The following is a 25,747-nucleotide window of genomic DNA, read 5'->3' as shown; positions in this document are numbered from 1 at the left end:
TCAGTTAAAATTTGCGTTAAAAAAGCATAAAATCAAGTAAATAAATTCACTAAAAACCTCAGTATTTACAGTGCTTTCAGTGCTTAACAATTTTTAACAGCCGATCAACCTGTTACGGCGTACACCCTTTGTAGTTTTGTATATAGAGCGCAACAAAGGTTTTTATGGAAGAAAATTCAACATCAAATTCACCTCAAAGCATTGAGGCAATCAACGCAAAAATTCAACATGAAAGTGCGTTCCTTGACCAAATGAATGCTGAGATCAACAAGGTAATCGTTGGTCAGCAATACATGATAGAACGACTCATGATTGGTTTACTTGCTAACGGACATGTACTGTTGGAAGGTGTACCCGGACTGGCAAAAACATTGGCTATTAAAACTTTGTCAGATACCATTGGCGGAAAATTTAATCGTATTCAGTTTACCCCTGACCTCTTACCTGCTGACGTGGTAGGAACCATGATCTACAATCAAAAAAGAGAAGAGTTCACGGTAAAACAAGGACCCGTTTTTGCCAATTTTATTCTTGCAGATGAGATCAACCGTGCCCCTGCAAAAGTGCAAAGCGCCTTGCTTGAAGCGATGCAGGAAAGACAAGTAACCATTGGTGAAACCACGTATATGTTGCCTCAACCATTTTTAGTTTTAGCGACACAAAATCCAATTGAGCAAGAAGGTACTTACCCATTACCTGAAGCACAGGTTGACCGCTTTATGCTTAAAGTATATCTTGATTACCCAAGCAGAGAAGAAGAAAAATTAATTGTTCGTCAGAATATTTCACCCAAAGGTTTTCCAAAAGCAAACAGCATCATCAGTGTTGAACAAATTTTGCGTGCCAAAGAACTGGTGAAAGAAGTTTATCTTGATGAGAAAATTGAAAAGTATATCGTTGATTTGGTTTTTGCAACACGCAAACCGGCCGAATACGGATTGAAAGATCTCACCCACCTGATTGGTTTTGGCGCATCACCTCGTGCAAGTATCAATATGGCTTTGGCTGCAAAAGCTTACGCCTTCATCAATCACCGCGGATTTGTAATTCCTGAAGATGTGCGGGCTGTGTGTCCTGATGTTTTGCGCCACAGAATTGGGTTGACCTATGAAGCCGAAGCGGAGGATATCACCCAAGCTGATTTAGTGAAAAAAATTATGGACTTTGTTGAAGTGCCATAGACTCTTATATCTCTACTGAAAAAAATTACTGAATAGAATTGAACCAAGAAAATAATTCAAGATTTTGACACGAATTTTATACATAACATGGGGCATTTTTCTGAGCACATCTGCGGCTTGTTCAGATCAGTTGAGCTATGTAGAAACAGAATTCGTTGAGAAAAATTCACAGACAAAAAATACCACGGTCTACGGAAATGAATATGGAGAAATTCACCTCACCCCACTGAATGATACGCTCATGTTCACGCATTTTTTAAATCAGTCTGGTGAAGAGTTTGATACCGTGATGACCATTCAGCCAAATAGCCGCATGCTGACAGATGACGGTATGCCTTTTTTGCGTTGGCACATGGGTGGCATCAAGCTGTATGAAAACTGTGTACGCATTTTTGAATTCTCAAGTTTTGCCAGACTAGCAGCATACATACAAATAGAAAAAATGTACGAGCGTCCGTTTTATAAATTGGGAGATACAGTGATTGTAAAAGATGAAGTGTACCACCCCAAAGGAGGTCAACAACTTGATGGAATTTACCTTGACACCAAAGAAAATTATCAAGGAAAATTTGTTGCCGTAAAAGGTATCATTCAAAGAGAACCATACCCGCGTGATTATTATTCTACTCCAGACGGACCGCAGGGAATGTTCTCTGACACAACAAAAATTTATTATCGTCTGGTGCTTTATCCAATGAGCATTGATACAGTAGAGAAAACAGTATTTACCGGATACCCCATGAATCACAACGGACGTGCTGCTTTTGTTTGGGATTTTGCTGATTCAGAAATATTTTATTTGAATAAAAAAGAAAGTTGGACTGAAGAAGAGTTAAAGAAAAAAATTACGTTGCGTGCAGTTTTAGTTCAGTATTCAGGTGGAACCAGTGAACTAAAAAGCTGGCAAATTATAGACATGAAATAAACGTGGAAACCAAAGAACTCATAAAGAAAGTACGCAAAATAGAGATCAAAACAAAAGGACTCTCTAACCAGATATTTTCCGGTGAGTACCACTCTGCATTCAAAGGACGCGGTATGGCTTTCAGTGAAGTGCGTGATTATGCACTTGGTGATGAAATACGAACTATTGACTGGAACGTGACCGCGCGTTTCAATGAACCATTTGTAAAAGTATTTGAAGAAGAACGTGAATTAACTGTCATGTTATTGGTGGACGTTTCAGCGTCAGGCATGTTTGGAACCCGAAATCAGTTGAAACGAGAAACCATTACTGAACTTTGCGCGGTGCTTGCATTTTCTGCCGTGTCTAACAATGATCGCATTGGATTGGTGCTTTTTTCTGATCGCGTTGAAAAATTCATTTCTCCTAAAAAGGGAAAATCACATATTCTCAGAATCATTCGTGAATTAATCAATTTTGAGCCGGAGGGAAGAAGTACAAATATTCCGGAAGGCCTGAAATATTTTTCAAAAATGGTGAAGAAAAAAAGTATTGCCTTCATTCTGAGTGATTTTTTGGTTCCCCTTGCTGATGAAAAAAAATCAGAATTGTCAGATGCGCTTAAAATTGCTTCACGCCGACATGATGTGGTTGCATTGAAAGTACTTGACAAAGCAGATCAAACATTGCCCGATATAGGAATTGCAAATTTGTATGATTTGGAAACCGGCAAAACAAGATGGATCAATACTTCATCAAAAAAAGTGAGGGAAAAATTCAAACAACAATCTATAAGCCGTGATGAAAAACTGAGAATAACTTTTCGCAGATCAAAAGTTGATTTTGCAGAAATTTTCACCAATGAAGGCTATATCAAACCACTCATGAATTTGTTCAATCACCGAGGATGAAACGCTTTTTAACCATAGCTTTTTTTCTTCCGCTTTTTGGTATTGCACAAAAGGCCGAGATGAGTATAGATACCAATCATATCAGAATTGGTGAGCAAACGGTATTGCGCATTTTGTTTGACTATCCAAATCCGGCTGAAGATGCATTAATTGGCTGGCCGCAGTATGATGAATATCTAACGAATGAAATTGAAATTATTGACAAGACAGTTGATTATGAATCACTCATTGATTCGGTCAACAAAATTTATCGTCGTGAGCAACAACTAACTATTTCAGCCTTTGAACCCGGAAGATTTACAATACCGGAACAAGAAATAACCTGGAATGATAGTAAAATAAAAACCAACCCACTTGAACTTTTGGTAGAAACCGTTGAAGTGGATACATCCAAAGGAATTGTTGACATAAAACCCATTTATGGTGTAGAATATTCATTCAGTGAAATGGCAAAAGACTGGTTAAAAACTTACTGGTATATATTCGCAGGCATTGCCTTTATTGCAGCAATTTTCTTTTTGTTCAGATGGATGAAAAGTAGAAAGAAAGATGAACCAGAACCTGAAAAACCAAAAGTGCCTGCTCACATTACCGCTTTATCCGTACTTCATGACTTGCTCAACAATGAAAAATGGCGTGATGAAAATAAAAAAGAGTATTATTCATTGCTCACCGATACCGTAAGAAAATACTTGGAAGAGCGTTTTGACATTTTTGCCATGGAGAAAACAACTAGAGAAATTCTGGCAGATTTGCGCAACGCTGACATGGATGACAACGATAAAGTAAATCTGAAAAAAATTCTTTCACAAGCAGACATGGTGAAATTTGCCAAGTTCAAACCCATGGATGAGGATGGTTACCTTTCACTTCAACAATCCATTGATTTTGTAGAGCGCACAAGAATTGCAGACAAAGATGAAACACCGGCACAAACAACTGAATGAGTAAATATTTTGACATAGCAATTTTTGATTACACGTATGTCCACAAAGAGGCGTTCTGGTTATTTCTTGCTTTGCCGGCAATACTTTTTTGGTACTTATATCATGAGTCATCAAAATTTAAAAACATAAATTTCTCATCGCTGCAAAATTTTAATCTTGAAAAATTCAGTTTCATTGCCTTGTTCAGACATCTGAATTTGTTCGTACTGTTGATTGGATTGTCTGCCCTGATACTTGCTATGGCTCGTCCTCATTTGCCAAATGATATTGATGATTATCGCAAAAAAAACATGGAGGGTATTGACATTGTGATGGCAATTGATGCCTCAGGCAGTATGGGCGCCATGGATTTTAAACCAAACCGGTTAGAAGCAGCAAAAGAAGTTGCCTGTGATTTCATTGATGAACGACCTGCTGACCGCATTGGATTAGTAGTTTTTCAAGCAGAGGCTTATACACAGGCGCCACTCACCAATGATCATGAAATGCTGAAAGATTTGTTCAACCAAGTTCAAAACAGCGATATTATTACAGATGGTACCGCAATTGGTTTAGGTTTGATCACAGCCATTAACCGCTTGCGTGAAAGTGATGCAAAAAGTAAAGTTATTATCCTGCTCACTGACGGAGTAAATAATTCAGGCGATACCGATCCGCTTACTGCTGCATCTGTTGCAAAAGAAAATAATATTCGCGTTTATACCATTGGTGTTGGACAAGATGGCACTGCACCCTTTCCGGTACAAACTCCTTTTGGTACAATTACTCAAGACATGCCGGTTGAAATAGATGAAGAATTACTGACACAAATTGCTGACCATACCGGTGGAAAATACTATCGCGCAAAAGATAAAGATCAACTTGAAATGATTTATAAAGAAATTGATTTGCTTGAAAAATCTAAAGTAAAAGTGTTGGAGTATCGGGTGAATCCACCGGAGAAATTTTACGGTCTTCTATTTATTGGTATTTGTCTTTTAATCTTGCATAAAATTTTTAATCATACCTTATTACGCAGCATACCATAATGGAATTGAATACACATAAATATGACCTCAAAAATCTGCTCATTTCTGTTGTGATTTGGGAAACAGTTTTCTGGCTGTTGTATTTTAGTTTGTATTATTTTATGTTAGATGATGTGGAAGCATTTCAATTTGAAAACACAGACTGGTTGTGGGCATTGATGCTCGTTCCTTTTTTAATTCTTGGATACTTTGCCGTAATGCAATGGAAAAATAAAAAACTAAAAGCGCTGGCAGATGATCGTTTATTGCGTTATCTCACCTTTCCGGTTTCTAACGTGAAATCTTTTGTGAAATTTTTTCTATTTCGCAACGGGGTTGTATTTCTCATACTTGCGATGGCAAATCCACAATACGGCCAAGGTAAAAATAAAGCAATTGCTGAGGGAATTGAAATCATGATTGCCTTAGACATTTCAAATTCAATGCGCGCCAAAGATTTGGATACTGAGATGGACAGATTACAGGTTGCAAAACTTTCCATTGAAAGATTACTGAATAATTTACACGGAGATAAAGTAGGTATTGTAATTTTTGCAGGTGATGCTTTTGTTCAAGTTCCGCTCACGAATGATTATCGCGCGGCTAAATTATTTTTATCATCTGTACGCCCTGAAATGATGACCAATCAAGGTACAGATATTGGCTTGGCTATTGATAAATGCATGAAAAGTTTTGACATGGAAAATGGTGTAAACAAAGCCATCATCGTTATTTCAGACGGAGAAGATCACGAAGGAAATCCGGTATCCGTTGCCAAAGGTGCATTTGAATATAATATTGTTGTAAGCACTGTTGGAATGGGTACAAACAAAGAAACGCCTATTCCAAATTATGTTGATGGCAAAATTGAAGGATACAAAAAAGATGATAACGGCAACACGGTTTTTACCGTTTTGAACGCAACGATGTTACAGGAAATAGCAGTGGCCGGCGGTGGCGCATACGTGCAAGCTGAAGGAACGTATGTCAATCTGGAAGGCTTATTAGAAACTGTCAGAGATATTGAAAAAACTGAAATGGAATCAGTATTATATACAGATTTTGAAGACCAGTACCAATGGTTTTTAGGAATTGGATTTTTCTTTTTATTCATCGAATTTTTTCTGTCAGAAAAACGATCAGGAATCATTCACAGATTACAAGAGTACAATGGATAAGATAAAATGGATAATCATCATGCTCATCAGTGCACAAGCATTGGGGCAGACAGAGGAAAAAAAATTCCTCTACTACGGAAATCGTGCTTATGAAAATGAGAACTATGCTGATGCTATTGATTACTATCAACAAGCGGTATCCATTGCGCCGTTGAGTTTTAAATCTAATTACAATTTAGGCAATGCATATTTCAGAAATCAAGAATTTGAAAAAGCAAGTGATGTTTACGGTACAATACTGGATATGGCTCCTACAGCGTATGATCGTTCATTAGTTTATCACAACTTGGGCAATGCCTATTTCATGAATCAAAAATTAGATGATGCCATTGATGCCTATAAATCATGTCTGAAACTAAATCCTAAAGACGAAGATGCACGCTATAATCTGGCTTATGCACTTGAATTGAAAAAACAACAACAGCAACAACAGAACCAAAATCAGAATCAAAATCAAGATCAGAATCAAGATCAAAACCAGAATCAAAATCAAAATCAGAATCAGAATCAGAATCAAGATCAGAATCAAAACCAAAATCAGAATCAAGACGAGAATCAAAACAATCAGAATGATCAGCAGAATGGGAATAATAATGGAAATGAGCAACAAGATAAAAACATGCAGAACGGACAACCACAGCGCATTTCTAAAGAACAAGCCAGACGAATTTTAGATTCAGCCTTGAAAAAAGAAAAAGAAGTTCAGAAAAAATTAGATGAAAAGAAAAAAGTTGGAGAAGGATCTCCACGAAAAAAAGATTGGTAAGTGAAGACAATTTTTTACATAGTATTTTTCTTATACACCGGTGTGGCATTAAGTCAAAATGTGCCAACACTTGAAGTGCGCATAGAATCAAACACCGTTGAAGAAGGAGAAATTTTTGCCTATCAACTGGTTGCTAACAATGACTGCCCCGTAACACCGCCTGACTTTGGAGAATTTACGATTGAAGGCGGCCCTGAAACAGGTTATTCAAGCAGCAGTGTTTCTGTTAATGGAAAAACTACCCAGAAAACAGAATACACTACAACCTATTATTTGCGAGCCCCAAAAAAAGGCACCTATTCCATTGGAACAGCAAGCATGAAATGTAAATTGAAAAAGGTAAATTCCGGTCAGCCCACAACAGTTAAAGTAATTAGTAAAGGACAACAAAACACCACAACCAATCAAAGCAGCAACAAAGGCAATTATTTTTTCAAACTCAGTGCAGATAAATCATCCGTTTTTGTTGGAGAACCTTTTGTTCTCACGTTCAAATATTACAGCCTTAAAAAACCTACTCAAATAGAGAGTATTGAACTTGGAAATGCCAGCGGATTGTGGAGAACAGACCTCAACCCGAACCGCACAAATTATACCATGACTCAAGAGAACATTAAGGGTCAACGCTTCTACGTGCTTGAATTGAGAAAAGAATTGTGCATACCACAACGCGCAGGAAAAATTACTATTGATCCCTACGCCGGATCATTACTCATTGCAATTGATTTCATTAACAACGACAGGGAAGAAGGTAAATCAAACTCAGTTTCTATTGATGTCAAAAAATTACCCGGTGACATTCCGCCAAACGCCAATGGTTTGGTAGGACGATTTGATTTGTCTGCAGATTCAGACAAAGATGAACTGGTACAAGGACAGTCATTCACACTAAGCATTAAAATTACGGGTACAGGAAATCTCAATGCCTTTGATGAACCAAAACTAAATTTACCTGAAGGTTTCACTACCGTTGACCCGGTGGCTGAAGATGAAACAGAATTGACTGAACAAGGATTACGTGGTACAGTTACCTATAAATACATTATTACCGCAGAAAAACCCGGTGATTATGAACTTCAGCCGGTGACCTTTTCTTACTTCAATCTCAATGAAAAAAAATGGACTGAACTAAGCACCAATAAAATTTCAATTCATGTTGAAGAAGGTGATGAAAACCACGGCACTATTTACAAAGGACAGCAGCCGATTGACATTGAAAACACAGACATCCAATTCATTCATCAAAACAAAGGAATTACATTTAGCACCGGCGATTTTATTTTTGGAACCATGCCCTATTTTATCATGTTGCTTGGGCCTCCTTTCTTGGTTGTATTGGTAGCACTGATTCGCAGACGTAGTAAAAATATCTCCCCTGAAACAAAATCAGATCTTCAAAAAAAATCAGCAAGAAAAACTGCCTTGAAAAATCTTTCAAAATCTATTCAAACATTGAGAAACGGACAAGACAAAGAAGCAGTTAAAATAGTGCAAAACACCTTGATCACCTACCTGATGACCAAATTGAATCTATCGCTTTCAGGCTTGTCGTTAAAATCAATTACGCTGGAATTAGAAAAATTGAAAATTGAAACTGACTTATTACTTGAACTTTCACACATTTGGAAAAAAATTGAAATGGCGCAATACGCTCCGGTATCCGCTGAAAATTTAGAAGAAACTGTACGCGCCACGCAAAAACTGATTGAACAATTAGATGAAAAAATTTAACTTTCATATCACCCTCTTGTGTTTGCTTTTTACGGCAAATACGTTTGCAGATGATTTGTTTTCATCAGGCAATAAATATTACAGTGAAGAGCACTATAAAACTGCTGCAAAAGAATACGAAAGCATTTTAGATTCATCAGAATATAATTCAGAAGTATATTATAATTTAGGCAATGCTTATTACAAGAGTAACCGAATTGGTTTAGCCATCTGGGCATACGAACGTGCATTGAAAATTGATCCTAAAAATGAAGATGCAAAATTTAATCTTGAATTTGTCAACCTCTTAACTGAAGATCAGATTGAACAACCTGAACCAGCAATAACAGAGTGGTTACGTAGATTACTTTTTGGTCCTAACATTAATTTCTGGGCCTATATCAGCATGGCTAGCAGTGTACTGTTCAGTTTTGTAGTGCTATTATTTTTCATCAGCAAATCACGACGCATCAGAAACCTAAGCCTGATGGGCGGCATGTTGTTTGGTTTGCTACTTGCGTTCAGCACAATTACTTCATGGATGCACAAAAAATCTCTCATGTCAGATGACGAGGCTATCATCATTTCCAAAACAGCTGAAGTAAGAGTTTCACCACTTGACAAAGCCAACGTGAGTTTTGAATTGCATGAAGGTTCTAAAGTGAAAATTCTTCAGCAAAACGATGCCTGGTTGCAAATTGATGTAAATGGAACCACCGGTTGGATATTCATTGAAGATTTGAAGAAAATTTAGCAGACAATTTTTTATTCACACGGGCGCTGCCAGAATCCAACATCACACCAGGTATTGAATTTAAAACCTACCTGATGAAAATGTGCAGCTTTTACAAATCCCATTTTTTCATGCATCTGCACGCTGGTATCATTTGGTAAGGTTATCACACCGATGATTTGTTTACACCCTTGCGCCTTTAGTAAACGAAAGAGTTCATGATACAAACCGGCGCCAATTTTTTTTCCGAAATGACCTTGCTTAACATACACACTTGATTCAAGTGCAAAACGATAAGCTGAACGTTCACGCCATTTATTGCCGTATGCAAAACCAAGAATTTCACCTTGATCTTCAAATACTAAAAACGGATAATTTTTTTGAATATTTAATATGCGCTCAGCAAAATCTTCTTCAGTTAGTTCAACCTCTTCAAATGTAATCAACGTATGCCTGATGTAATAATTATACAAATCAGCAAGTTGCTTTGCGTCAGCTGTTGTTGCGCTTCTGATCATTGCTGCTTCAATTGAATTGTTTACGCAGTGAGTACCTTTTTAATCTTAAGACAAGGCTTCTTCAAGCGCATTGTCGTAAACTTTTTTGTAGTCATCCAAAAATCCGAACTGAATTTCATCAACACAAATTTTTCCTTTGGTTACATGACCTAATAAAGTATACGGTGTTTTTTGTTCCATCATATACTCAATGAATTCATCCTCTTGCGCTTCACTAACCCCTACAACCACTCTGCCTTGCGCTTCACCAAACAAAAATGCATCTTCACGCACTTCAGAATCAGTTACAATATCAAAGCCTAATTTGTTAGGGATTGCCATTTCAACCAAGGTCGTGAACAAACCACCATCAGCACAATCATGCGCAGCATTAATGAGTTTTTTATCAATTAATCCTTTCACCGTTTCTTGCACGGCAAATTCTTTTTCCAAATCAAAATAGGGAGCAGGTGAATTAGTAATGCCATGATATGAAACTAAATATTCAGATGAAGAAATATCATCTTTTGATTCACCAATCAGAAAAATCATATCACCTTTTGATTTAAAATCCAAGGTCATGATTTTTGATTTATCTTTCACCACACCAATCATTCCAATAGTAGGTGTAGGAAAAACGGGTTCTTCTTTACCATCAATTTTTGTTTGATTATAAAAAGAAACATTTCCACCCGTAACCGGTGTTTGAAATTTGAGACAAGCTTTGCTCATGCCTTTTATTGCACCAACAAATTGCCAGTAACACTCAGGGTTGTATGGATTTCCGAAATTGAGACAATTAGTTAAAGCAGACGGAACGGCACCTGAACAAACCAAATTTCTGGCGGCTTCAGACACGGCAATTTGTGCCCCAATTTCAGGATCAGCATGCACATATCTTGAATTACAATCAACGGTCATAGCAAGCGCTCTGTTTGACCCTTTTAAATTGACAATGCCTGCATCGCTTGGTCTGTTTGTTGTTATGGTATTGGTACACACCATGGAGTCATATTGCTCATACACCCAACGTTTAGAAGCGATGTTAGGATTTTTCATCAGCTTCATGGCAACTGCTTTCAAATCGTTAGGTTGTTTAACAGAATCAATAGTGAATTTTTTGTACTCTTTATAATAGGCAGGTTCACGGTATTCACGATCATATTGTGGCGCACCACCACCCAGCACCAGTGATTTTGCCGGCACACATGCTACAAGTTCACCGTGCATATAATAATTATTCATTGGGCCATCAGTAACAACACCAATTTGCACGGCATGTAAATCCCACTTTTTGAAAATATCTTCAACTACTTTTTCTTTTCCTTTTTCAATTACAACCAACATTCTCTCTTGAGATTCAGACAAAAGAATTTCCCAATCTTTCATGTTTTCTTGTCTGGTTGGAACTTTACTTAAATCAATATCCATACCTACCCCACCGCCGGCGCTCATTTCAGTTGTAGAACATGTGATACCTGCTGCGCCCATATCTTGCATACCCACAATGGCATCTGTTTTTGCAAGTTCAAGCGTAGCCTCTAACAAAAGTTTTTCTTGAAACGGATCACCCACTTGCACGGCGGGTAAATCTGCAGCTGATTCTTCAGTCAAGTCTTTACTTGCAAATGCTGCGCCGGCAATTCCATCTTTACCGGTAGAAGAGCCTACGATATAAACAGGATTACCCGGCCCTTTTGCTTTTGCTGAAATCATTTTTCCCTCTAGTATGCCGGCTGAAAAGGCGTTCACCAAAGGATTAGTATTGTAGCATTTATCAAAAAAAACTTCACCACCAACAATGGGAATTCCAAATGCGTTTCCGTAATCACCAATTCCTTTTACCACGCCTTTAACCAACCATTTTGTGCGGGCTTTGTCAAGTTCTCCAAAGCGCAAAGAATTTAATTGTGCAACCGGACGTGCACCCATGGTAAAAATATCACGATTGATTCCGCCAACACCTGTTGCGGCACCTTGATAGGGCTCTAATGCACTCGGGTGATTGTGTGATTCAATTTTAAAAGCACAACCAACACCATCACCAACATCAACCAGTCCTGCGTTTTCTTCACCTGCTTTCACTAACATGTGTGGGCCATCTTTTGGTAAGGTCTTCAACCACTTGATAGAATTTTTGTAAGAACAATGCTCAGACCACATTACAGAATAAATTGATATTTCTGTAAAATTTGGTGTGCGCCCAAGAATTTCTTTAATTTGGTCAAATTCTTCAGCACGTAATCCTAATTCAATGGCTTGTTCTAAAGTGGCAGGTGGAGATACTTTGCTTCCCATATAACTTGATATTTAATTATGCAAATTTAGTCATTCTTCTGAGGTCATGGACTAACCCTGAATGATGTTATCTCAACTTTTCAACAGGTATAATAATCATCAATACATCTGATTATTTGTATTTTTATAGGCGTTGGACTACTTAATACTCATACTACTCTTTTTGCTCTTTGCTTGGATACTGTATAAAATATCCAAGAAAACCGCTATTGACCTGAGATTTTTATGGATTGGCTGGTTTGGCAAATTACTGTATTGTATTCTTTTTGTTCAGATCTTCAGTGTCTACTATAATCCTTCCAAAAATTATGCATTGCAAGGAGACTCCTATAAATTTCAAGAAGATGGGAAAGTCTTATATGAAATTGCAAAAGATGATCCGGTTTTATATTTAAAAATCATGGCCGGTTTTGCCGGAGATGAACCTGAACTGCTTCAGGGCGCTTTGAAAAATTCTGTTGTCTGGGACGCAGGTGAAAATGGCGAAACCATAAATGATAACCGCCTAATTATTAAACTCAATTCATGCATACATTTTTTTTCACGTAACAATTCATATATACACGCGCTAGTCTTTGCAGCCATTTCTTTTCTAGGTATTATTTTAATTTATCAGAGTTTTAAAGACTGGATTCATTATAAAAAATTATTCTTGCTCGTTTTGTTGTTGATGCCTTCAATTGCTTTTTGGAGTAGCGGAATTACCAAAGAATCAGTCAGCATTTTTTCTATTGGCATCCTTTGCTGGTCACTGAAAAAAATAAGCGATGATTTCAATTTTAAGTATTTACTTGTGCTCTGTTTTGGTTTGCTTATTTCCTTGTTCAATAAACCGCACGTGGGTTTAATTCTGCTCCCATTCATCCTATTTATTTTAGCAGGAAATTTTATTCATTGGCGCAGGTCCGGAATTTGGATTTTCATTTCTTCCATGCTATTACTTGCCATGGTTTTCACCTTCACGCCTAAAAAAATTAATCTCTGTGAACGGGTATCATTCAAACAAGCAGAGTTGGATAATTTGGCGCGCGGGGGAATTTTTTTCATCAACGATTCAGCCTTCTGTTCATTTGACTACAAGTATTTGAAAAATTTTGAGACAGATACTATTTCTAAAATCAAAGTATTGGAATCTACTATAGGTGAGTATAAGTTATTTGGACATGACACTTTTCATTCCTTCACTATTACACCTTCTGACAAGGAATACGCAGTATATTTAGTTACTGCGCCGTCCAATAGTTATTTTAAAACAACAAAAATAGCAGGCAATAGATTAAAGATGATTACTACTATTCCTGAAACATTATTGAATACCTTGGTGCGTCCGTTCCCTTCTGATTCAGGTGGATCCTTGAAAAATTTTTCCTTCATTCAAAATCTTGTTATTCTTTCCATGTTAATTTTTGGAATTTTGAAAAGAAAAAAAAATTATGCGGCAAACGAAATATATTTTATTGTGATGCTAACCGGATTTTCATTTTGTTTACTAATTCTCATTGGCTGGACAACACCGGTATTTGGAGCCATTGCACGTTACAAAACACCAGCTGAACTCTTTATTATTATTTTGTTTTTTATTTTATATCATGGGAAAAAAATCACCACGTCTGCAAAAAATTAGTGCACTTTTTTTTATTGTATTTCTCCTTAGTTCCTGTTATCAAGGAAAAGATGCTGATCTGATCATACACAATGCCAAAATATATTCTTGTGATAAAAACTTTACCATGTATGAAGCAATGGCAATCAAAGACGGAAAAATTTTAGAACTTGGTCCTGAGAGAGAAATTCTAAACCGATATGATTGTGATCAGGTAATTGATGCCGGTATGAAACCAATTTATCCAGGATTTCATGATGCGCATTGTCATTTTTGGGCTTATGCACAAACATTGATTGAAGTAGATTTGACAGGATCGTTATCATACAATGAAGTCATAAAAAAACTGATAGCGTACGATCAAAAAAATAATCCTGATTGGATAACAGGACGTGGTTGGGATCAAACACTTTGGCAAGGTCAGCAGTTCCCGACTAAAGATACATTGGACATTCTTTTTCCTGACAAACCGGTTCTCATTAGACGCATTGACGGACACGCCGCATTGGCAAATTCCAAGGCACTTGAAATTGCAGGCATCACAGAAGACACTGTCATTGCCGGAGGAGAAATCCAAAAAATAAATGGAAAAACAACCGGCATTTTATTGGATAATGCATTTGATGCTGTTGCCAAATTTGTTCCGGAATCATCACCTGAAACAAAATTAAAATATCTGCAAGAGGCGGAATATAATTTATTTGAACAAGGGTTGACCTCACTGAATGACGCCGGTGTAAATTCAACAGACCGAGAATTATTTGTGAATTGGTATGAGCAAGGTTTACTCACTATCAGAAACTATTGTATGCTCATGCCTGATCAAGGAAATATCCGATTTGCATCAGAAAACAAAGTATATGAAACAGGTCATTTACTCATTCGTTCGTTCAAATTAGTTGCTGATGGTGCCATGGGTTCACACGGTGCATGCCTTTTACAACCATATAGTGATTCAGCCGGTATTTATGGTATGTTACTTTCAACACCTGATGATTTTAGAGAAATTGCTGAGCTTGCAGCAGAAATTGGTTATCAAATTAACACCCATGCCATTGGTGATTCAGCAAATCGCGTGATGTTAAAAATATATTCAGATATAATTGGTGATGTGCCTGATCATCGTTGGAAAATTGAACACGCCCAATTATTATCACCGGATGATTTTCACTACTTCCGTGATTTGCATATTATTCCATCAGTGCAACCCACCCACTGCACTTCAGATATGAGATGGGCAGAAAAACATGTGGGCGCGCAAAGAATTCTCTATGCCTATGCTTGGCAAAAGTTATTAGAGCATGCAGGTATATTAGCATTGGGAACAGATTTTCCAATAGAAAATATCTCACCATTAGAAACTTTTTACGCCGCCATTACTCGGCAAGATAAACAAGGAAATCCGGAGGGTGGTTTTTATTTTGATCAGGCGCTTACCAGAGAACAAGCCTTGCTGGGCATGACCCGCTGGGCTGCTTATTCTAATTTTGAAGACAACAAAAAAGGTTCACTTGAGGCCGGAAAATATGCAGATTTTATTATTCTCACCAAAGATATCATGGTGATTCCGCCGGCTGAAATTCTCAACACATTTGTAGAGAAAACATTTATTGGAGGTGTTGAAGTTTTTAGTGCAGAATAAAAAAGAAAAACGGTGTACTGAATTTCAATACACCGTTTTCCGCAAACCAAAACAAAGAAAACTTTCCCAACTTTCGTCAGGATCAGGGAACCACCCCTGAATTTTAGCAATTAATTTTGAGCAGTAGTTTTAATCATAATTGCTAAAGCTTATCAATATTTTATTCTCCATTGACCGTTGCCAATGATTGTTTTGTCAACTTAAAAAGAAGGACAAGAAATTGTTCTGAATTTTTTAGTTGGTTTTCTACAGTTGAAATTTAATCCAAGTGAAAGTTCATGTGAACCACCTGAAGCATTTGTCAATTTAGAAACGGTAACATCATAGCTATAACCAAATTTAAAAGTACCGGTATCAATACCAATCAACAGGATAAACGCATCACGCGGACGCAGCCAAGCACCAGCAGTGAAGGCGCCATATTTAATATACGTACCAATATTCAGTTGCATGAAACCATCCTGATAAGTATAGATGACATTCGGTGAAATTGCGGTTACATTTTGGTATTGTGATCCTTTTCCAAATTCAATGTTTGCACCCATGTGCCCTGTGAAACGCATTGGCAAACGGCTATCACCTTGTGGGTTGAGGATCAAACTTTCTTCAGGTGTATTCAAGTGTTTAGCACAAAATCCGAAGTAGAAATTTTTTGAGTATCCAACCAAACCTGCTTGAACATCAAAAAATCCTTTAGTACCCCAAGTGCCGTTCAGTTTACCTCTAGGCAAATCTCCTGTTTGATAAATGAAACCACGGTGAGGGTCAATCATATCACCAAAACTTAGTTTGCTCCAGTCTAGGTATTTTTGATTCCAACCGGCTTGAGCTCCAAAAAGCAATGTAAACTTTCTGGTTACTTGTAAGTGGTAAGAATATGCCAGGTTCACGGTAGTCCAATTGAGTGTGTTTTTACCGGCCATATCATTGGTAACCATTAACGCAATACCACCTTGCATAGAGTTTACGAACTGGTCATAAGAAATACTGTTGGTAATGAAAGCACCAGTCAGTGATGGCCACTGGTTACGGTGATTCATATTCAGTCGGGGACATCCGTGTGTCCCTGCCAAAGCCGGATTTAAATAAATCGGGTTGGCATAGAATTGGGTGAATTCAGGATCCTGCGCATGGCTTTGGATTGAAATCAATATAGCGAATATGTATACTAACTTTTTCATCGTCTTAATGTGTTAATCTCTGATTTTTCCTTTTTGCATTGAATCTGATTCCGATATTATGCGATCCGTACTTATTCTGCATAATAGCTGACTCAGTGTAGTCGTAATGATAAACAAATTTGAAAGTTTCAAAATGAATTCCGGCAGATGCGGTAAACTCTCTATTGGTAGAAACAGCGCCACCAATAGTAAACCATCCTGCGCGGTAATTCATTCCGCCCCAGAACTCAGGTTTGTTTCCGAATTGTTGATATGCCACAAAAGGACTATACGTCATTGTCTTCTGATTGGATACATAATCTGTCCCAATTATTCCTGAAAGCCTTACCGGCGTTTCAGACGGTGAAGATAAATCATTTCCGTAAACATTTTCATAATGTCTGCTTAAATTATCTGCACTAAAACCGGCATAGAACCATTTTGTATTGACAACCAAGCCCAAACCGTAGTCTTTATACCACTGATGGGTAATTCCTCCCATTTCATTATCGCCAACGGTTTGAAGCGTTCTGCCTCTATCCATTTCAATTAAACTACTTGATGGTAATTTATCACCGTTTGCAATCATAGATCCCATAGTAAATTTAACGGATGGTTCAATCATGAAATTTCTGGACACTACTAGTTTTGGTGAATAAATCAGGCTGGCATTGTAATCTCCAAACTGTCCCATTCCATAATCTTGTGCAGTGATCATCAAACCTATTCCACCGCGCATGCTGTAGAGGTAATTGTCAAATGAAATATTTAATTCTTGTGAATTTTGTTCAGAGCCCAACCATTGATTGCGGTAGGTCATTTCAAAGCGAGGTTTAAGCATACCACCGGTGAAAGCTGAGTTGAAAGAAAGCAATGAACTTTGCGGCAACAATAACTCCGGGTCACGTAAGTTGGTCAAACCAACCGGGTAACCAAGCATTCGGTCAATTTTTTTGTAAATTTTGCGAAACACAGATATTGAGCGGCTATTGTTTTTTTGATTGGATCCTTTTTGAATTTCAAAATTCAGATTTTTACCTGCAGGATTGGCTCTGTATTTACCTGCATCTTGATCTCCATTCATTTTTTCTGACTCAGAGTTTACCAGTGATTCATTTCCATGGTACGCATAATTTCCACGGTTGAACATTAATTCATCTTCCCCATTATTTTCAGGTTGGTTGACAAAATTATTATTTGTTGAGAGGTTAATTGTTCCATCAGAATTCAGACTTTGCGCATACTGTTGATTTTGATCAGATGGAGAGTTACCGGTGATATCTGCGAATAAATTAGCGAAGCGTTCAGAAATCACCTGATTAGATTGAGCCGACCACTTATTGGAACGAGAACCATGCATATCAAGTTGAGAATTTTGGAGCGTAACCTCATCAACCGACCCTGAAATAAGCCAAGTAGTTGTGATAGAAAGCACAGCAATAACCGCAGCGGCAGCACCCCAATAGTACCAACCAATCACGCGGCGTTTTTTCTCTAATTTATGTGCGTTTGGATAAACAACCGGCTGATCAGCAACGAATGCCATATCCCAGGCATCGGCATCGGCATCAAATTCAGGATGATTCAACAGAAAGGATTCAAACTTTTCTGCATCAGCTGCAGAGAGATTGCCCTCTTTGTAATCAAACATCCACCGGTCAAAATTTTCAGATATATTCATATCACCAGGCTAAGATCTTTTATCTGTTTTTTCATTTTATTGCGGGCCCTGAAGAGATAAACTTTCACCTGAGGCTCAGACAAGCCAAGGATTTCGCCAATCTCATTGTAGTTGTATCCTTCCAAATCTCTTAAAAGGATGACTGATTTTTGCACCGGAGGTAAGCTTGCCAGACAACGTTCAACAATTTCACTCATTTCAAAATTGTGGCTATGAACTTCACTGGTTTCATTGCTTACCACTTTTTCTACATAAGTTACCTTGCTGTTTTTCTTAATCATGTTGAGCATGGCATTGTGGGCGCAGGTAAAAAGCCAGGCTTTGGCTTTCACATTCTCCACTTTTTTCCGGTTTTCCCAAAGTTTTTCAAAAACATCTTGCACAATATCCCCGGCGTCTTCCCGGTTTTGAAGATATCTCAGGCAGTAGCCGTAAAGGCGTCCTGAGAATTCTTTCACTGCGATATTGTACTCATTTCTTTCCAAACTACTCGGGTTTTAAATCAGACCTACGGGTCCCCTTTCAAACAGCTAAAACAATCTCACTCCTCAAAAAGTTACACCTGGTTCAAATTTTCTAACGATAATTTTTTGACAAGTTACTAAAATATTATGTTTTACTACGTTAATCAGCCATTTTTGTTCTATTTTTAGCCTCAGTCAAACTATAAGCCAGACGTATTATGAACGTAAAAAGACTCTTCGATATTCCGTATCACCAACTAAATAGTTATCCACAAGACGATGCATTTTGTGACAAACGTGGAGGCAAGTGGTTAAAAATCAGCACAAAAGAATATGTTGACAAAGCTAATTCCCTATGTCGTGGTTTGCTAAAAAATGGCATTCAACCAGGTGATAAAGTGGCCGTGATAGCTAATAATCGGTCTGAATGGAACATGACGGATATTGCAGTTCAGCAAGCCGGAGCTATTCTAGTTCCTGTTTATCCAACCATTCATGAAGATATTTACGCCTATATTTTCAATGATGCAGAAGTAAAAATGTGTTTTGTCAGCGATCAAGAATTAGCTGACAAAGTGAATAGAATCATATCTAAAGTTCCTAGTTTAAAAGGACTTTACTCATTTGAATCAGTAAATGGCGCAAAAATTTGGACTGAACTTCACGTTGATGCTGACAGCAGCTTAGATTCAGAAATTGCTAAAAGAAAAGAACAGATTAAGGGAGAAGATTTAGTTACGCTCATTTACACATCCGGAACAACAGGTAATCCCAAAGGAGTTATGTTGTCTCACAATAATATATTGAGTAATGTTATAGCGTGTGAACCACGGCTTCCGGTTGGAAAAGATGCCATTGCCTTAAGTTTTTTACCGGTTTGTCACGTATATGAGCGCATGTTATTGTATCTATATCAATACACCGGAGTGTCTATTTATTTTGCAGAGAGCATGGACACCATTGGCGATAATTTGCGTGAAGTAAAACCTAACGTATTCACCGCTGTTCCGCGACTATTGGAAAAAGTGTATGAAAAAATTATGGCAAAAGGTGAAGAACTCACCGGAATCAAAAGAAAACTCTTTTTCTGGGCTATAAAATTAGGTGAAGAATATGATGTGATGGGCAAATCAGGCATGTATCATTTTAAATTGGGCATTGCACGTAAATTAATTTTCTCAAAATGGAAAGAAGCATTAGGCGGTAGAGTTGAAGTTGTGGCCTCAGGTAGTGCTGCTTTAAACCCACGTTTGGCGCGCATTTTCATTGCTGCAGGTGTGCCCGTTATGGAAGGCTATGGGCTTACTGAAACATCTCCCGTAGTTAGTGTAAACTGGCAAAAAGATAATTTGGTGAGAATTGGAACTACCGGAACTGTTATAGATAATGTAACAGTAAAAATTGCTGAAGACGGAGAAATTTTAGTAAAAGGTCCAAACGTCATGATGGGCTATTATAAAATGCCTGAAGCTACGGCAGAAGTAATTGACAAAGAAGGTTGGTTTCACACCGGTGATATCGGAACCTTGGTTGAAGGAAAATTTTTAAAAATCACGGATCGTAAAAAAGAAATTTTCAAAACATCCGGTGGAAAATATATTGCACCTCAAATCATGGAAAATAAATTCAAAGAATCACGTTTCATTGAACAAATCATGATAATTGGTGAAAATCAAAAAATGCCTGCAGCGTTTATTGTACCTGCTATTGAACAATTGAAAGATTGGGTAAAGCACAATTGTGTAGAATGCGGAACAAGTCAGGAAGAGATGATTCAAAATGGAAAGGTGATAGAATTATTCCAGAAAGAAGTTGATCAATACAACACGTTTTTTGGTGACTATGAAAAAGTAAAACGGTTTGAATTAACACCCATTCAATGGGGAATAAATACCGGTGAAATGACACCCACATTGAAACTTAAACGCAAAGTAATTCTTGAAAAGCACGCTGATTTATTCAAACGCATTTATGGATAATAGCGCACTGTTTAATTTCTTTGAATCAGATTATATCTGGATTTTCTATGCTCTGCTGTATGGTGCCGGATTAGTGATTACTATAGTTGCAATCCAAAAGAACAAGAAAAAGAAAAAACAAAAAAAGGATGATGATTTGGATGAAATTTTGAAATAAAGCGTAAAAAGAATTTCACGCAGTTATCATTTTACATAGCTAATTCTTTACTGATGATGGTGTCAATATGTGCCATCATTTCCTGAATATATGAATCATCATTCATGGTGGCGGTCATAAAAACAGATCCTTCAATAAGTGTAAAAAATTTGCGTGCGTAGGTTTTAGGATTAATCTCTTTTCTGATTTCACCAGAGTCAATTCCGTTTTGAATTATACGCGTGATGTATCTTTGCAGGCGTGTAATTACATCTTGCACCCGCTCTAACAATTCAGGGTGTTGATTATTGGCATCCACACCAATATTTAAAATAGGACATCCTCCAAATTCAATGGTAACTGATTTATACGTGCGATAAAAATTGGTGATACCATACAATTGTTGCAGGGGAGAATGAATTCCGGTAAGCTCTTCCCTAATTTTTAAAACAACCCGTTCAACATTGTATTTGAAAGCGAGAAAAGCCAGCTCATCTTTATTTTTAAAATTGCCATAAATAGCCCCTTTGGTTAGTCCGGTAGCCTCAACCAAATCAGCCATGCTGGTTCCATAATAGCCGTGTTTATTAAAAATAGGAGCTACTTTCTGAATGATGTATTGTGATGTATGATGCGCCTTGCCTGCCAAAGGAAAATTTTTTACAAAATTAGGAAAAACAAACGAGCAGTAAACTCTTTCCATTTTTAATCATTAGAAAGAATGAATTACCAATTGCATCAACAACCAAAGTCAAAAGAATAAGTTCACTGAAACATCAAGTTAAATTCAATACACTTGCATTACAACAACAATAAAACAGATTCAAGTTTTATGCCGCGAGAACCCTTGATTAAAATGAGATAATTAGTGAACTTTTCTAATTTTCCGGATTGGATTAATTCTTGTGCTGATTTATATTTTAGAAAGTTGGTTTGCGTATTTTCAAATTCATTCCCAACAACCATCACTTCACAATTTTTATTCTTCAACAGATCAACAATTTTTTGATGCTCATCTCGTGATATTGGTCCCAACTCAAGCATGTCACCTAGAATAGCTAATTTGCTTTGATGATCAATAGCCAGAAAGTTTTCAATAGCGGCTTTCATGCTGGTTGCATTGGCATTGTAGCAATCAACAATCAAAGTGTTTCGTTCCGTTTTTTCAATTTGTGATCGTTTGTTTGAAGGCATGTACGATGCAAGTGCTGTATTTATTTTTTCAGCATCAACTTCAAAGAATTTTCCAATGCAAACAGCAGATAAAAAATTGTAAAAATTATAATTGCCAACCAGGTGGGTTAAAATTTCAGGCGATGAATAATTATCACTTTTCCACTTAAAATTCACGTAAGGAGTCAGTGCAGTTATCTCACCACTTACCAGACCGGTTTCATTTCCAAACGCAATGCAATTTGTATCTGCGGGCAAATGCTTGCACAACACATCGTCGGTAGCATTATAGAAAATAGTTCCTTTAGTATTTTTAAGAAAACGATACAGTTCTGTCTTAGTTTTTATCACACCATCCAATGAGCCAAAACCTTCAATATGTGCTGCACCAATGTTGGTAATGATACCATGTGTAGGCTCTGCAATTTCACAGAGCTCTTGAATATCTCCCGGTTTGCTTGCACCCATTTCAATGATGGCCATTTCATGATCCATATTCAAGCGCAACAAGGTAAAAGGCACACCCAAATGATTGTTTAAATTACCTTCAGTGATTAAGATATTATAGGTGGTAGAAAGAACCGCACCAATTAATTCTTTAGACGTGGTTTTTCCATTACTTCCCGTTATACCAATAACCGGAATATTAAATTGTCTGCGATGATAGTTGGCTAATTGCTGCAGCGTTTTAAGCACATCATTTACCAGAATACATTTATCTGAAACAGCAAATTCTTTCTCATCAATGACGGCATAAGCACAGCCTTGTTCAAGCGCTTGTGAGGCAAATTGATTTGCATTGAAATGCTCACCCTTCAGTGAAAAAAAAATTGAACCGGGCGTAATTTTTCTGGTGTCGGTTGAGATGCCGTCACATTGCAAAAAAAGGCGATACAATTCTTCCATTTCAATCATGTCAATCATTTCTTCAAAATAGCCGCAATCCCCGGCAATTCAATTCCTTCAAGATATTCAAGCATGGCGCCGCCGCCGGTTGATACATGAGAAACTTCTTTGTCTAAACCAAATTTATTTACTGCAGCCACACTGTCACCACCGCCTACTAATGTAAAGGCTCCTTTGCCGGTTGCGGCTGCAACCGCTTTTGCAATTTCTAATGTGCCGTGTTGGAATTTTTCCATTTCAAAAACGCCCATCGGACCATTCCATAAAATTAATTTTGATGCTAAAATACATTCATTGAAAAGGCGAATAGATTCATCGGCAATGTCAAGGCCCATCCATCCCTCAGGTATTTCACCTATTTTTCCTTTTCCTGTATGGGCGCTATCAGAAAATTCATCTGCCCAAATGGTATCTATGGGTAAAAGAATGCGAACATTTTTTTCTTTTGCTTTTTGCATGATGTCTTTTGCTGTTTGCAAATGATCATCTTCAACGAGTGATTTTCCAATTTGTCCCCCTTGCGCTTTGATGAAGGTATATGCCATGCCGCCACCAATAATCAGATTATCTACTTTATCAAGCAGGCGTGTGATGATCGTAATTTTAGAAGAAACTTTTGCACCACCGACGATAGCCGTGAGTGGTTTTTGGTTTGAATTCAATACTTTGTCAACGCTTTCAATTTCACGTTCAAGCAGGTAACCAAACATTTTATCATTCGAAAAAAAATCAGCCACAATAGTAGTTGATGCATGCGCACGATGCGCTGTACCAAATGCATCATTCACATAACAATCTCCGTGTTTTGAAAGCAGTTCAGCATAACCCCGGTCACCCTTTTCTTCTCGCTGATGATAGCGCAAATTTTCAAGTAATAAAACCTGACCCGGTTTTAACGAGGCAGATTTTTCGAACGCTCTTTCACCAATACAATCTGTTGCAAAGTCAATTTTAAATCCTAGATATTTTTCAATTACCGGAATACAATGTTTGAGTGAATATTTTTCTTCAGGAATATTTTTTGGGCGACCCAAATGAGACATGAGTACAACACTACCTCCGCCATCAAGCACTTTTTTAATTGTCGGAATGGCTGCCCTAATGCGCGTGTCATCAGTAACCTCAAAAGTTTCTTTGTTCAATGGCACGTTGAAATCAACACGAATTAGAGCACGTTTGCCTTTAAAATCATAGGTAGAAATAGATTGCATTGGATGTTGTTTAATTTGCGCTCCAAATATAAGGCTTACTGCCTGAACATGGGCATGATTCAATGCACCACAACGAATGAATTTATTAACGGGGTGTTAACAGCAGCACGTTATTATCTCAGTAAAACAAGATTCATCTTTACTGATAAAAAAAAATCCCGCTCAAACTGAACGGGATTTTTTCTGAAATCATAGTTAAAATTAAACTGCTCCTTGATCAATCATAGAGTCAGCAACTTTTACGAAACCTGCAATGTTGGCACCTTTTACATAGTCAACATAATTTCCGTCTTTACCATATTTTACACAAGCTTCATGAATTGAAATCATGATATTATGTAAACGTTGGTCAACCTCTTCACGAGTCCATGACAAACGCAATGAGTTTTGAGACATTTCCAAACCTGAAGTAGCAACACCACCGGCGTTAGATGCTTTACCAGGAGAGAATAAAACTTTTGCTTTGTGGAAAGCAGCAATTGCTTCCGGTGTTGAAGGCATATTAGCTCCTTCAGCAATACATTTGCATCCGTTTTTAACAAGCACGGCTGCAGCTTTACCATCAAGCTCATTTTGAGTAGCGCATGGAAGAGCGATATCGCATTTTACTTCCCAAGGTTTTTTACCTTTTACAAATTTTGCGGTTTTGAATTTTTTAGCGTACTCTTCGATACGGCCACGTTTTACGTTTTTCAACTCCATCACGAATTCTAATTTCTTAGCATCAATTCCGGCTGAATCATAAATATATCCGTCAGAGTCAGAAACAGTAACCACTTTAGCTCCCAGTTGAGTAGCTTTTTCAACGGCATATTGTGCTACATTACCTGATCCAGAAACTACAACAGTTTTTCCTTTGAAAGAATCTTTTTTGGTTTTCAACATTTCTTGAGCAAAGTACACTGTACCATAACCGGTAGCCTCAGGACGAATCAATGATCCACCCCAGTTACGACCTTTTCCGGTAAGCACTCCGGTAAATTCATTTGCCAGACGTTTGTATTGTCCAAACAAGAAACCAATTTCACGGCCACCTACTCCAATATCACCTGCAGGTACATCTGTATCAGCCCCAATATGACGGAAAGCTTCAGTCATGAATGATTGACAAAAACGCATTACCTCATTGTCTGATTTTCCTTTTGGATCAAAATCAGATCCACCTTTTGCACCACCCATTGGCAGCGTAGTCAATGAATTTTTAAATGTTTGCTCAAAACCTAAAAATTTCAACACAGAAAGATTTACGGTTGGGTGAAAACGGAAACCACCTTTGTATGGCCCAATTGCTGAATTGTATTGAATACGGAACCCACGATTCACCTGAATTTTTCCTTTGTCATCAACCCAAGGAACACGGAACATAATCACGCGCTCAGGCTCTACAATGCGCTCAAGAATATTTGCCTCTTTGTACTTTGGCTTATCCGCGATATACGGAATGATAGCCTCTGCAACTTCATGTACTGCCTGTAGAAACTCCGGTTCGTTCGGGTTTTTTGCAGTCACCTTTTTCATAAACTCATCAATCTGAGCTTTGTATTTTGCTGACATAGAAAAGTATTTTTATGTAATAGGGGCAAATGTATATAGTTTTTTGAAACGTTGTACTAAAATAGCTCAACAAGCTAAGTTTGCAGGTAGAATATCATTTATTGTC

General features: G+C 37.6%; 22 protein-coding genes. 13 read left to right on the top strand and 9 right to left on the bottom strand.

What is annotated here, in order from left to right:
* The first annotated feature begins 164 nt into the window (after positions 1-164).
* The 9 genes from IPH66_14335 (at position 165) to IPH66_14295 (ending at position 9,358) form a co-directional block, all read left to right on the top strand.
* Positions 165-1,181 carry a MoxR family ATPase gene (locus IPH66_14335; protein MBK7130519.1) on the top strand — a complete coding sequence of 339 codons (1,017 nt, stop codon included), beginning with the start codon at positions 165-167 and terminating at the stop codon, positions 1,179-1,181.
* Positions 1,182-1,245: 64 nt separating this feature from the next.
* Complete coding sequence (locus IPH66_14330) at positions 1,246-2,106, top strand: hypothetical protein (GenBank protein ID MBK7130518.1); 861 nt, start codon at positions 1,246-1,248, stop codon at positions 2,104-2,106.
* 2 nt (positions 2,107-2,108) lie between these two features.
* Positions 2,109-2,996, top strand: a complete 888-nt coding sequence (locus tag IPH66_14325) for a DUF58 domain-containing protein (GenBank protein ID MBK7130517.1) — start codon at positions 2,109-2,111, stop codon at positions 2,994-2,996.
* The gene (locus IPH66_14320; protein MBK7130516.1) at positions 2,993-3,943 is read left to right on the top strand and encodes a hypothetical protein; all 951 of its coding nucleotides are present in this window, start codon (positions 2,993-2,995) and stop codon (positions 3,941-3,943) included. Before IPH66_14325 ends, IPH66_14320 begins: the two co-directional genes overlap by 4 nt.
* A 20-nt stretch (positions 3,944-3,963) precedes the next feature.
* The gene (locus IPH66_14315; protein MBK7130515.1) at positions 3,964-4,971 is read left to right on the top strand and encodes a VWA domain-containing protein; all 1,008 of its coding nucleotides are present in this window, start codon (positions 3,964-3,966) and stop codon (positions 4,969-4,971) included.
* A complete protein-coding gene (locus IPH66_14310; protein MBK7130514.1) occupies positions 4,971-6,128 on the top strand; it encodes a VWA domain-containing protein in 1,158 nt (385 codons plus the stop codon). Before IPH66_14315 ends, IPH66_14310 begins: the two co-directional genes overlap by 1 nt.
* Positions 6,121-6,894, top strand: coding sequence for a tetratricopeptide repeat protein (locus IPH66_14305; GenBank protein MBK7130513.1), 774 nt, complete (start codon positions 6,121-6,123; stop codon positions 6,892-6,894). The genes IPH66_14310 and IPH66_14305 overlap by 8 nt, the downstream gene beginning before the upstream one ends.
* Positions 6,895-8,625, top strand: coding sequence for a protein BatD (locus IPH66_14300; GenBank protein ID MBK7130512.1), 1,731 nt, complete (start codon positions 6,895-6,897; stop codon positions 8,623-8,625). It abuts the gene before it with no gap.
* The gene (locus tag IPH66_14295; GenBank protein ID MBK7130511.1) at positions 8,612-9,358 is read left to right on the top strand and encodes a tetratricopeptide repeat protein; all 747 of its coding nucleotides are present in this window, start codon (positions 8,612-8,614) and stop codon (positions 9,356-9,358) included. The genes IPH66_14300 and IPH66_14295 overlap by 14 nt, the downstream gene beginning before the upstream one ends.
* An 11-nt stretch (positions 9,359-9,369) precedes the next feature.
* Here the strand turns inward: IPH66_14295 and IPH66_14290 are convergent, their stop codons facing one another.
* Positions 9,370-9,855, bottom strand: a complete 486-nt coding sequence (locus IPH66_14290; protein MBK7130510.1) for an N-acetyltransferase — start codon at positions 9,853-9,855, stop codon at positions 9,370-9,372.
* 45 nt (positions 9,856-9,900) lie between these two features.
* Positions 9,901-12,132, bottom strand: coding sequence for a phosphoribosylformylglycinamidine synthase subunit PurL (purL, locus tag IPH66_14285; protein MBK7130509.1), 2,232 nt, complete (start codon positions 12,130-12,132; stop codon positions 9,901-9,903).
* 133 nt (positions 12,133-12,265) lie between these two features.
* On the opposite strand from purL, the gene IPH66_14280 reads away from it, so the two are divergent.
* Both IPH66_14280 and IPH66_14275 read left to right on the top strand, forming a co-directional pair.
* On the top strand, positions 12,266-13,756 hold the full coding sequence (locus IPH66_14280; GenBank protein ID MBK7130508.1) for a hypothetical protein: 1,491 nt from the start codon (positions 12,266-12,268) through the stop codon (positions 13,754-13,756).
* Positions 13,722-15,377 carry an amidohydrolase gene (locus IPH66_14275; GenBank protein ID MBK7130507.1) on the top strand — a complete coding sequence of 552 codons (1,656 nt, stop codon included), beginning with the start codon at positions 13,722-13,724 and terminating at the stop codon, positions 15,375-15,377. Before IPH66_14280 ends, IPH66_14275 begins: the two co-directional genes overlap by 35 nt.
* A gap of 200 nt (positions 15,378-15,577) precedes the next feature.
* On the opposite strand, the gene IPH66_14270 is transcribed toward IPH66_14275, so the two are convergent.
* The 3 genes from IPH66_14270 to IPH66_14260 are packed head-to-tail and all read right to left on the bottom strand — an operon-like array spanning position 15,578 to position 18,703.
* Positions 15,578-16,558, bottom strand: a complete 981-nt coding sequence (locus tag IPH66_14270; GenBank protein MBK7130506.1) for a type IX secretion system membrane protein PorP/SprF — start codon at positions 16,556-16,558, stop codon at positions 15,578-15,580.
* Positions 16,559-16,562: 4 nt separating this feature from the next.
* A complete protein-coding gene (locus tag IPH66_14265) occupies positions 16,563-18,218 on the bottom strand; it encodes a type IX secretion system membrane protein PorP/SprF (protein ID MBK7130505.1) in 1,656 nt (551 codons plus the stop codon).
* On the bottom strand, positions 18,215-18,703 hold the full coding sequence (locus IPH66_14260) for an RNA polymerase sigma factor (protein MBK7130504.1): 489 nt from the start codon (positions 18,701-18,703) through the stop codon (positions 18,215-18,217). Before IPH66_14260 ends, IPH66_14265 begins: the two co-directional genes overlap by 4 nt.
* A 194-nt stretch (positions 18,704-18,897) precedes the next feature.
* On the opposite strand from IPH66_14260, the gene IPH66_14255 reads away from it, so the two are divergent.
* Complete coding sequence (locus tag IPH66_14255) at positions 18,898-20,661, top strand: long-chain fatty acid--CoA ligase (GenBank protein ID MBK7130503.1); 1,764 nt, start codon at positions 18,898-18,900, stop codon at positions 20,659-20,661.
* On the top strand, positions 20,654-20,818 hold the full coding sequence (locus tag IPH66_14250; GenBank protein MBK7130502.1) for a hypothetical protein: 165 nt from the start codon (positions 20,654-20,656) through the stop codon (positions 20,816-20,818). The genes IPH66_14255 and IPH66_14250 overlap by 8 nt, the downstream gene beginning before the upstream one ends.
* Positions 20,819-20,849: 31 nt before the next feature.
* Here IPH66_14250 and IPH66_14245 read toward each other — a convergent pair whose 3' ends face one another.
* The 4 genes from IPH66_14245 to gdhA all read right to left on the bottom strand — a co-directional run bounded on the left by IPH66_14245 (position 20,850) and on the right by gdhA (position 25,641).
* Positions 20,850-21,446 (bottom strand): TetR/AcrR family transcriptional regulator, encoded by a 597-nt coding sequence (locus tag IPH66_14245; GenBank protein ID MBK7130501.1) that lies wholly within the window; start codon positions 21,444-21,446, stop codon positions 20,850-20,852.
* A 152-nt stretch (positions 21,447-21,598) separates the two neighbouring features.
* A complete protein-coding gene (locus IPH66_14240) occupies positions 21,599-22,882 on the bottom strand; it encodes a UDP-N-acetylmuramoyl-tripeptide--D-alanyl-D-alanine ligase (GenBank protein MBK7130500.1) in 1,284 nt (427 codons plus the stop codon).
* Positions 22,883-22,890: 8 nt separating this feature from the next.
* On the bottom strand, positions 22,891-24,087 hold the full coding sequence (locus tag IPH66_14235) for a phosphoglycerate kinase (protein MBK7130499.1): 1,197 nt from the start codon (positions 24,085-24,087) through the stop codon (positions 22,891-22,893).
* Positions 24,088-24,288: 201 nt separating this feature from the next.
* Complete coding sequence (gdhA, locus tag IPH66_14230; protein ID MBK7130498.1) at positions 24,289-25,641, bottom strand: NADP-specific glutamate dehydrogenase; 1,353 nt, start codon at positions 25,639-25,641, stop codon at positions 24,289-24,291.
* Positions 25,642-25,747 lie beyond the last annotated feature (106 nt).

This window comes from Crocinitomicaceae bacterium, from assembly GCA_016708105.1.
In the GTDB taxonomy this organism is placed as follows: domain Bacteria; phylum Bacteroidota; class Bacteroidia; order Flavobacteriales_D; family Crocinitomicaceae; genus JADJGJ01.
The sequence above is the reverse complement of the archived record's forward strand: the minus strand, read 5'-3'. Positions and strand labels throughout refer to the sequence as shown.

Bases quoted from the DNA above. Each gene is read 5' to 3' on its own strand.
- IPH66_14235 (MBK7130499.1), bottom strand. From the start codon at position 24,087: ATGCAATCTATTTCTACCTATGATTTTAAAGGCAAACGTGCTCTAATT.
- IPH66_14290 (MBK7130510.1), bottom strand. From the start codon at position 9,855: ATGATCAGAAGCGCAACAACAGCTGACGCAAAGCAACTTGCTGATTTG.
- IPH66_14310 (MBK7130514.1), top strand. From the start codon at position 4,971: ATGGAATTGAATACACATAAATATGACCTCAAAAATCTGCTCATTTCT.
- IPH66_14295 (MBK7130511.1), top strand. From the start codon at position 8,612: ATGAAAAAATTTAACTTTCATATCACCCTCTTGTGTTTGCTTTTTACG.
- IPH66_14250 (MBK7130502.1), top strand. From the start codon at position 20,654: ATGGATAATAGCGCACTGTTTAATTTCTTTGAATCAGATTATATCTGG.
- gdhA (MBK7130498.1), bottom strand. From the start codon at position 25,641: ATGTCAGCAAAATACAAAGCTCAGATTGATGAGTTTATGAAAAAGGTG.
- purL (MBK7130509.1), bottom strand. From the start codon at position 12,132: ATGGGAAGCAAAGTATCTCCACCTGCCACTTTAGAACAAGCCATTGAA.
- IPH66_14270 (MBK7130506.1), bottom strand. From the start codon at position 16,558: ATGAAAAAGTTAGTATACATATTCGCTATATTGATTTCAATCCAAAGC.
- IPH66_14305 (MBK7130513.1), top strand. From the start codon at position 6,121: ATGGATAAGATAAAATGGATAATCATCATGCTCATCAGTGCACAAGCA.
- IPH66_14320 (MBK7130516.1), top strand. From the start codon at position 2,993: ATGAAACGCTTTTTAACCATAGCTTTTTTTCTTCCGCTTTTTGGTATT.
- IPH66_14335 (MBK7130519.1), top strand. From the start codon at position 165: ATGGAAGAAAATTCAACATCAAATTCACCTCAAAGCATTGAGGCAATC.
- IPH66_14275 (MBK7130507.1), top strand. From the start codon at position 13,722: ATGGGAAAAAAATCACCACGTCTGCAAAAAATTAGTGCACTTTTTTTT.
- IPH66_14265 (MBK7130505.1), bottom strand. From the start codon at position 18,218: ATGAATATATCTGAAAATTTTGACCGGTGGATGTTTGATTACAAAGAG.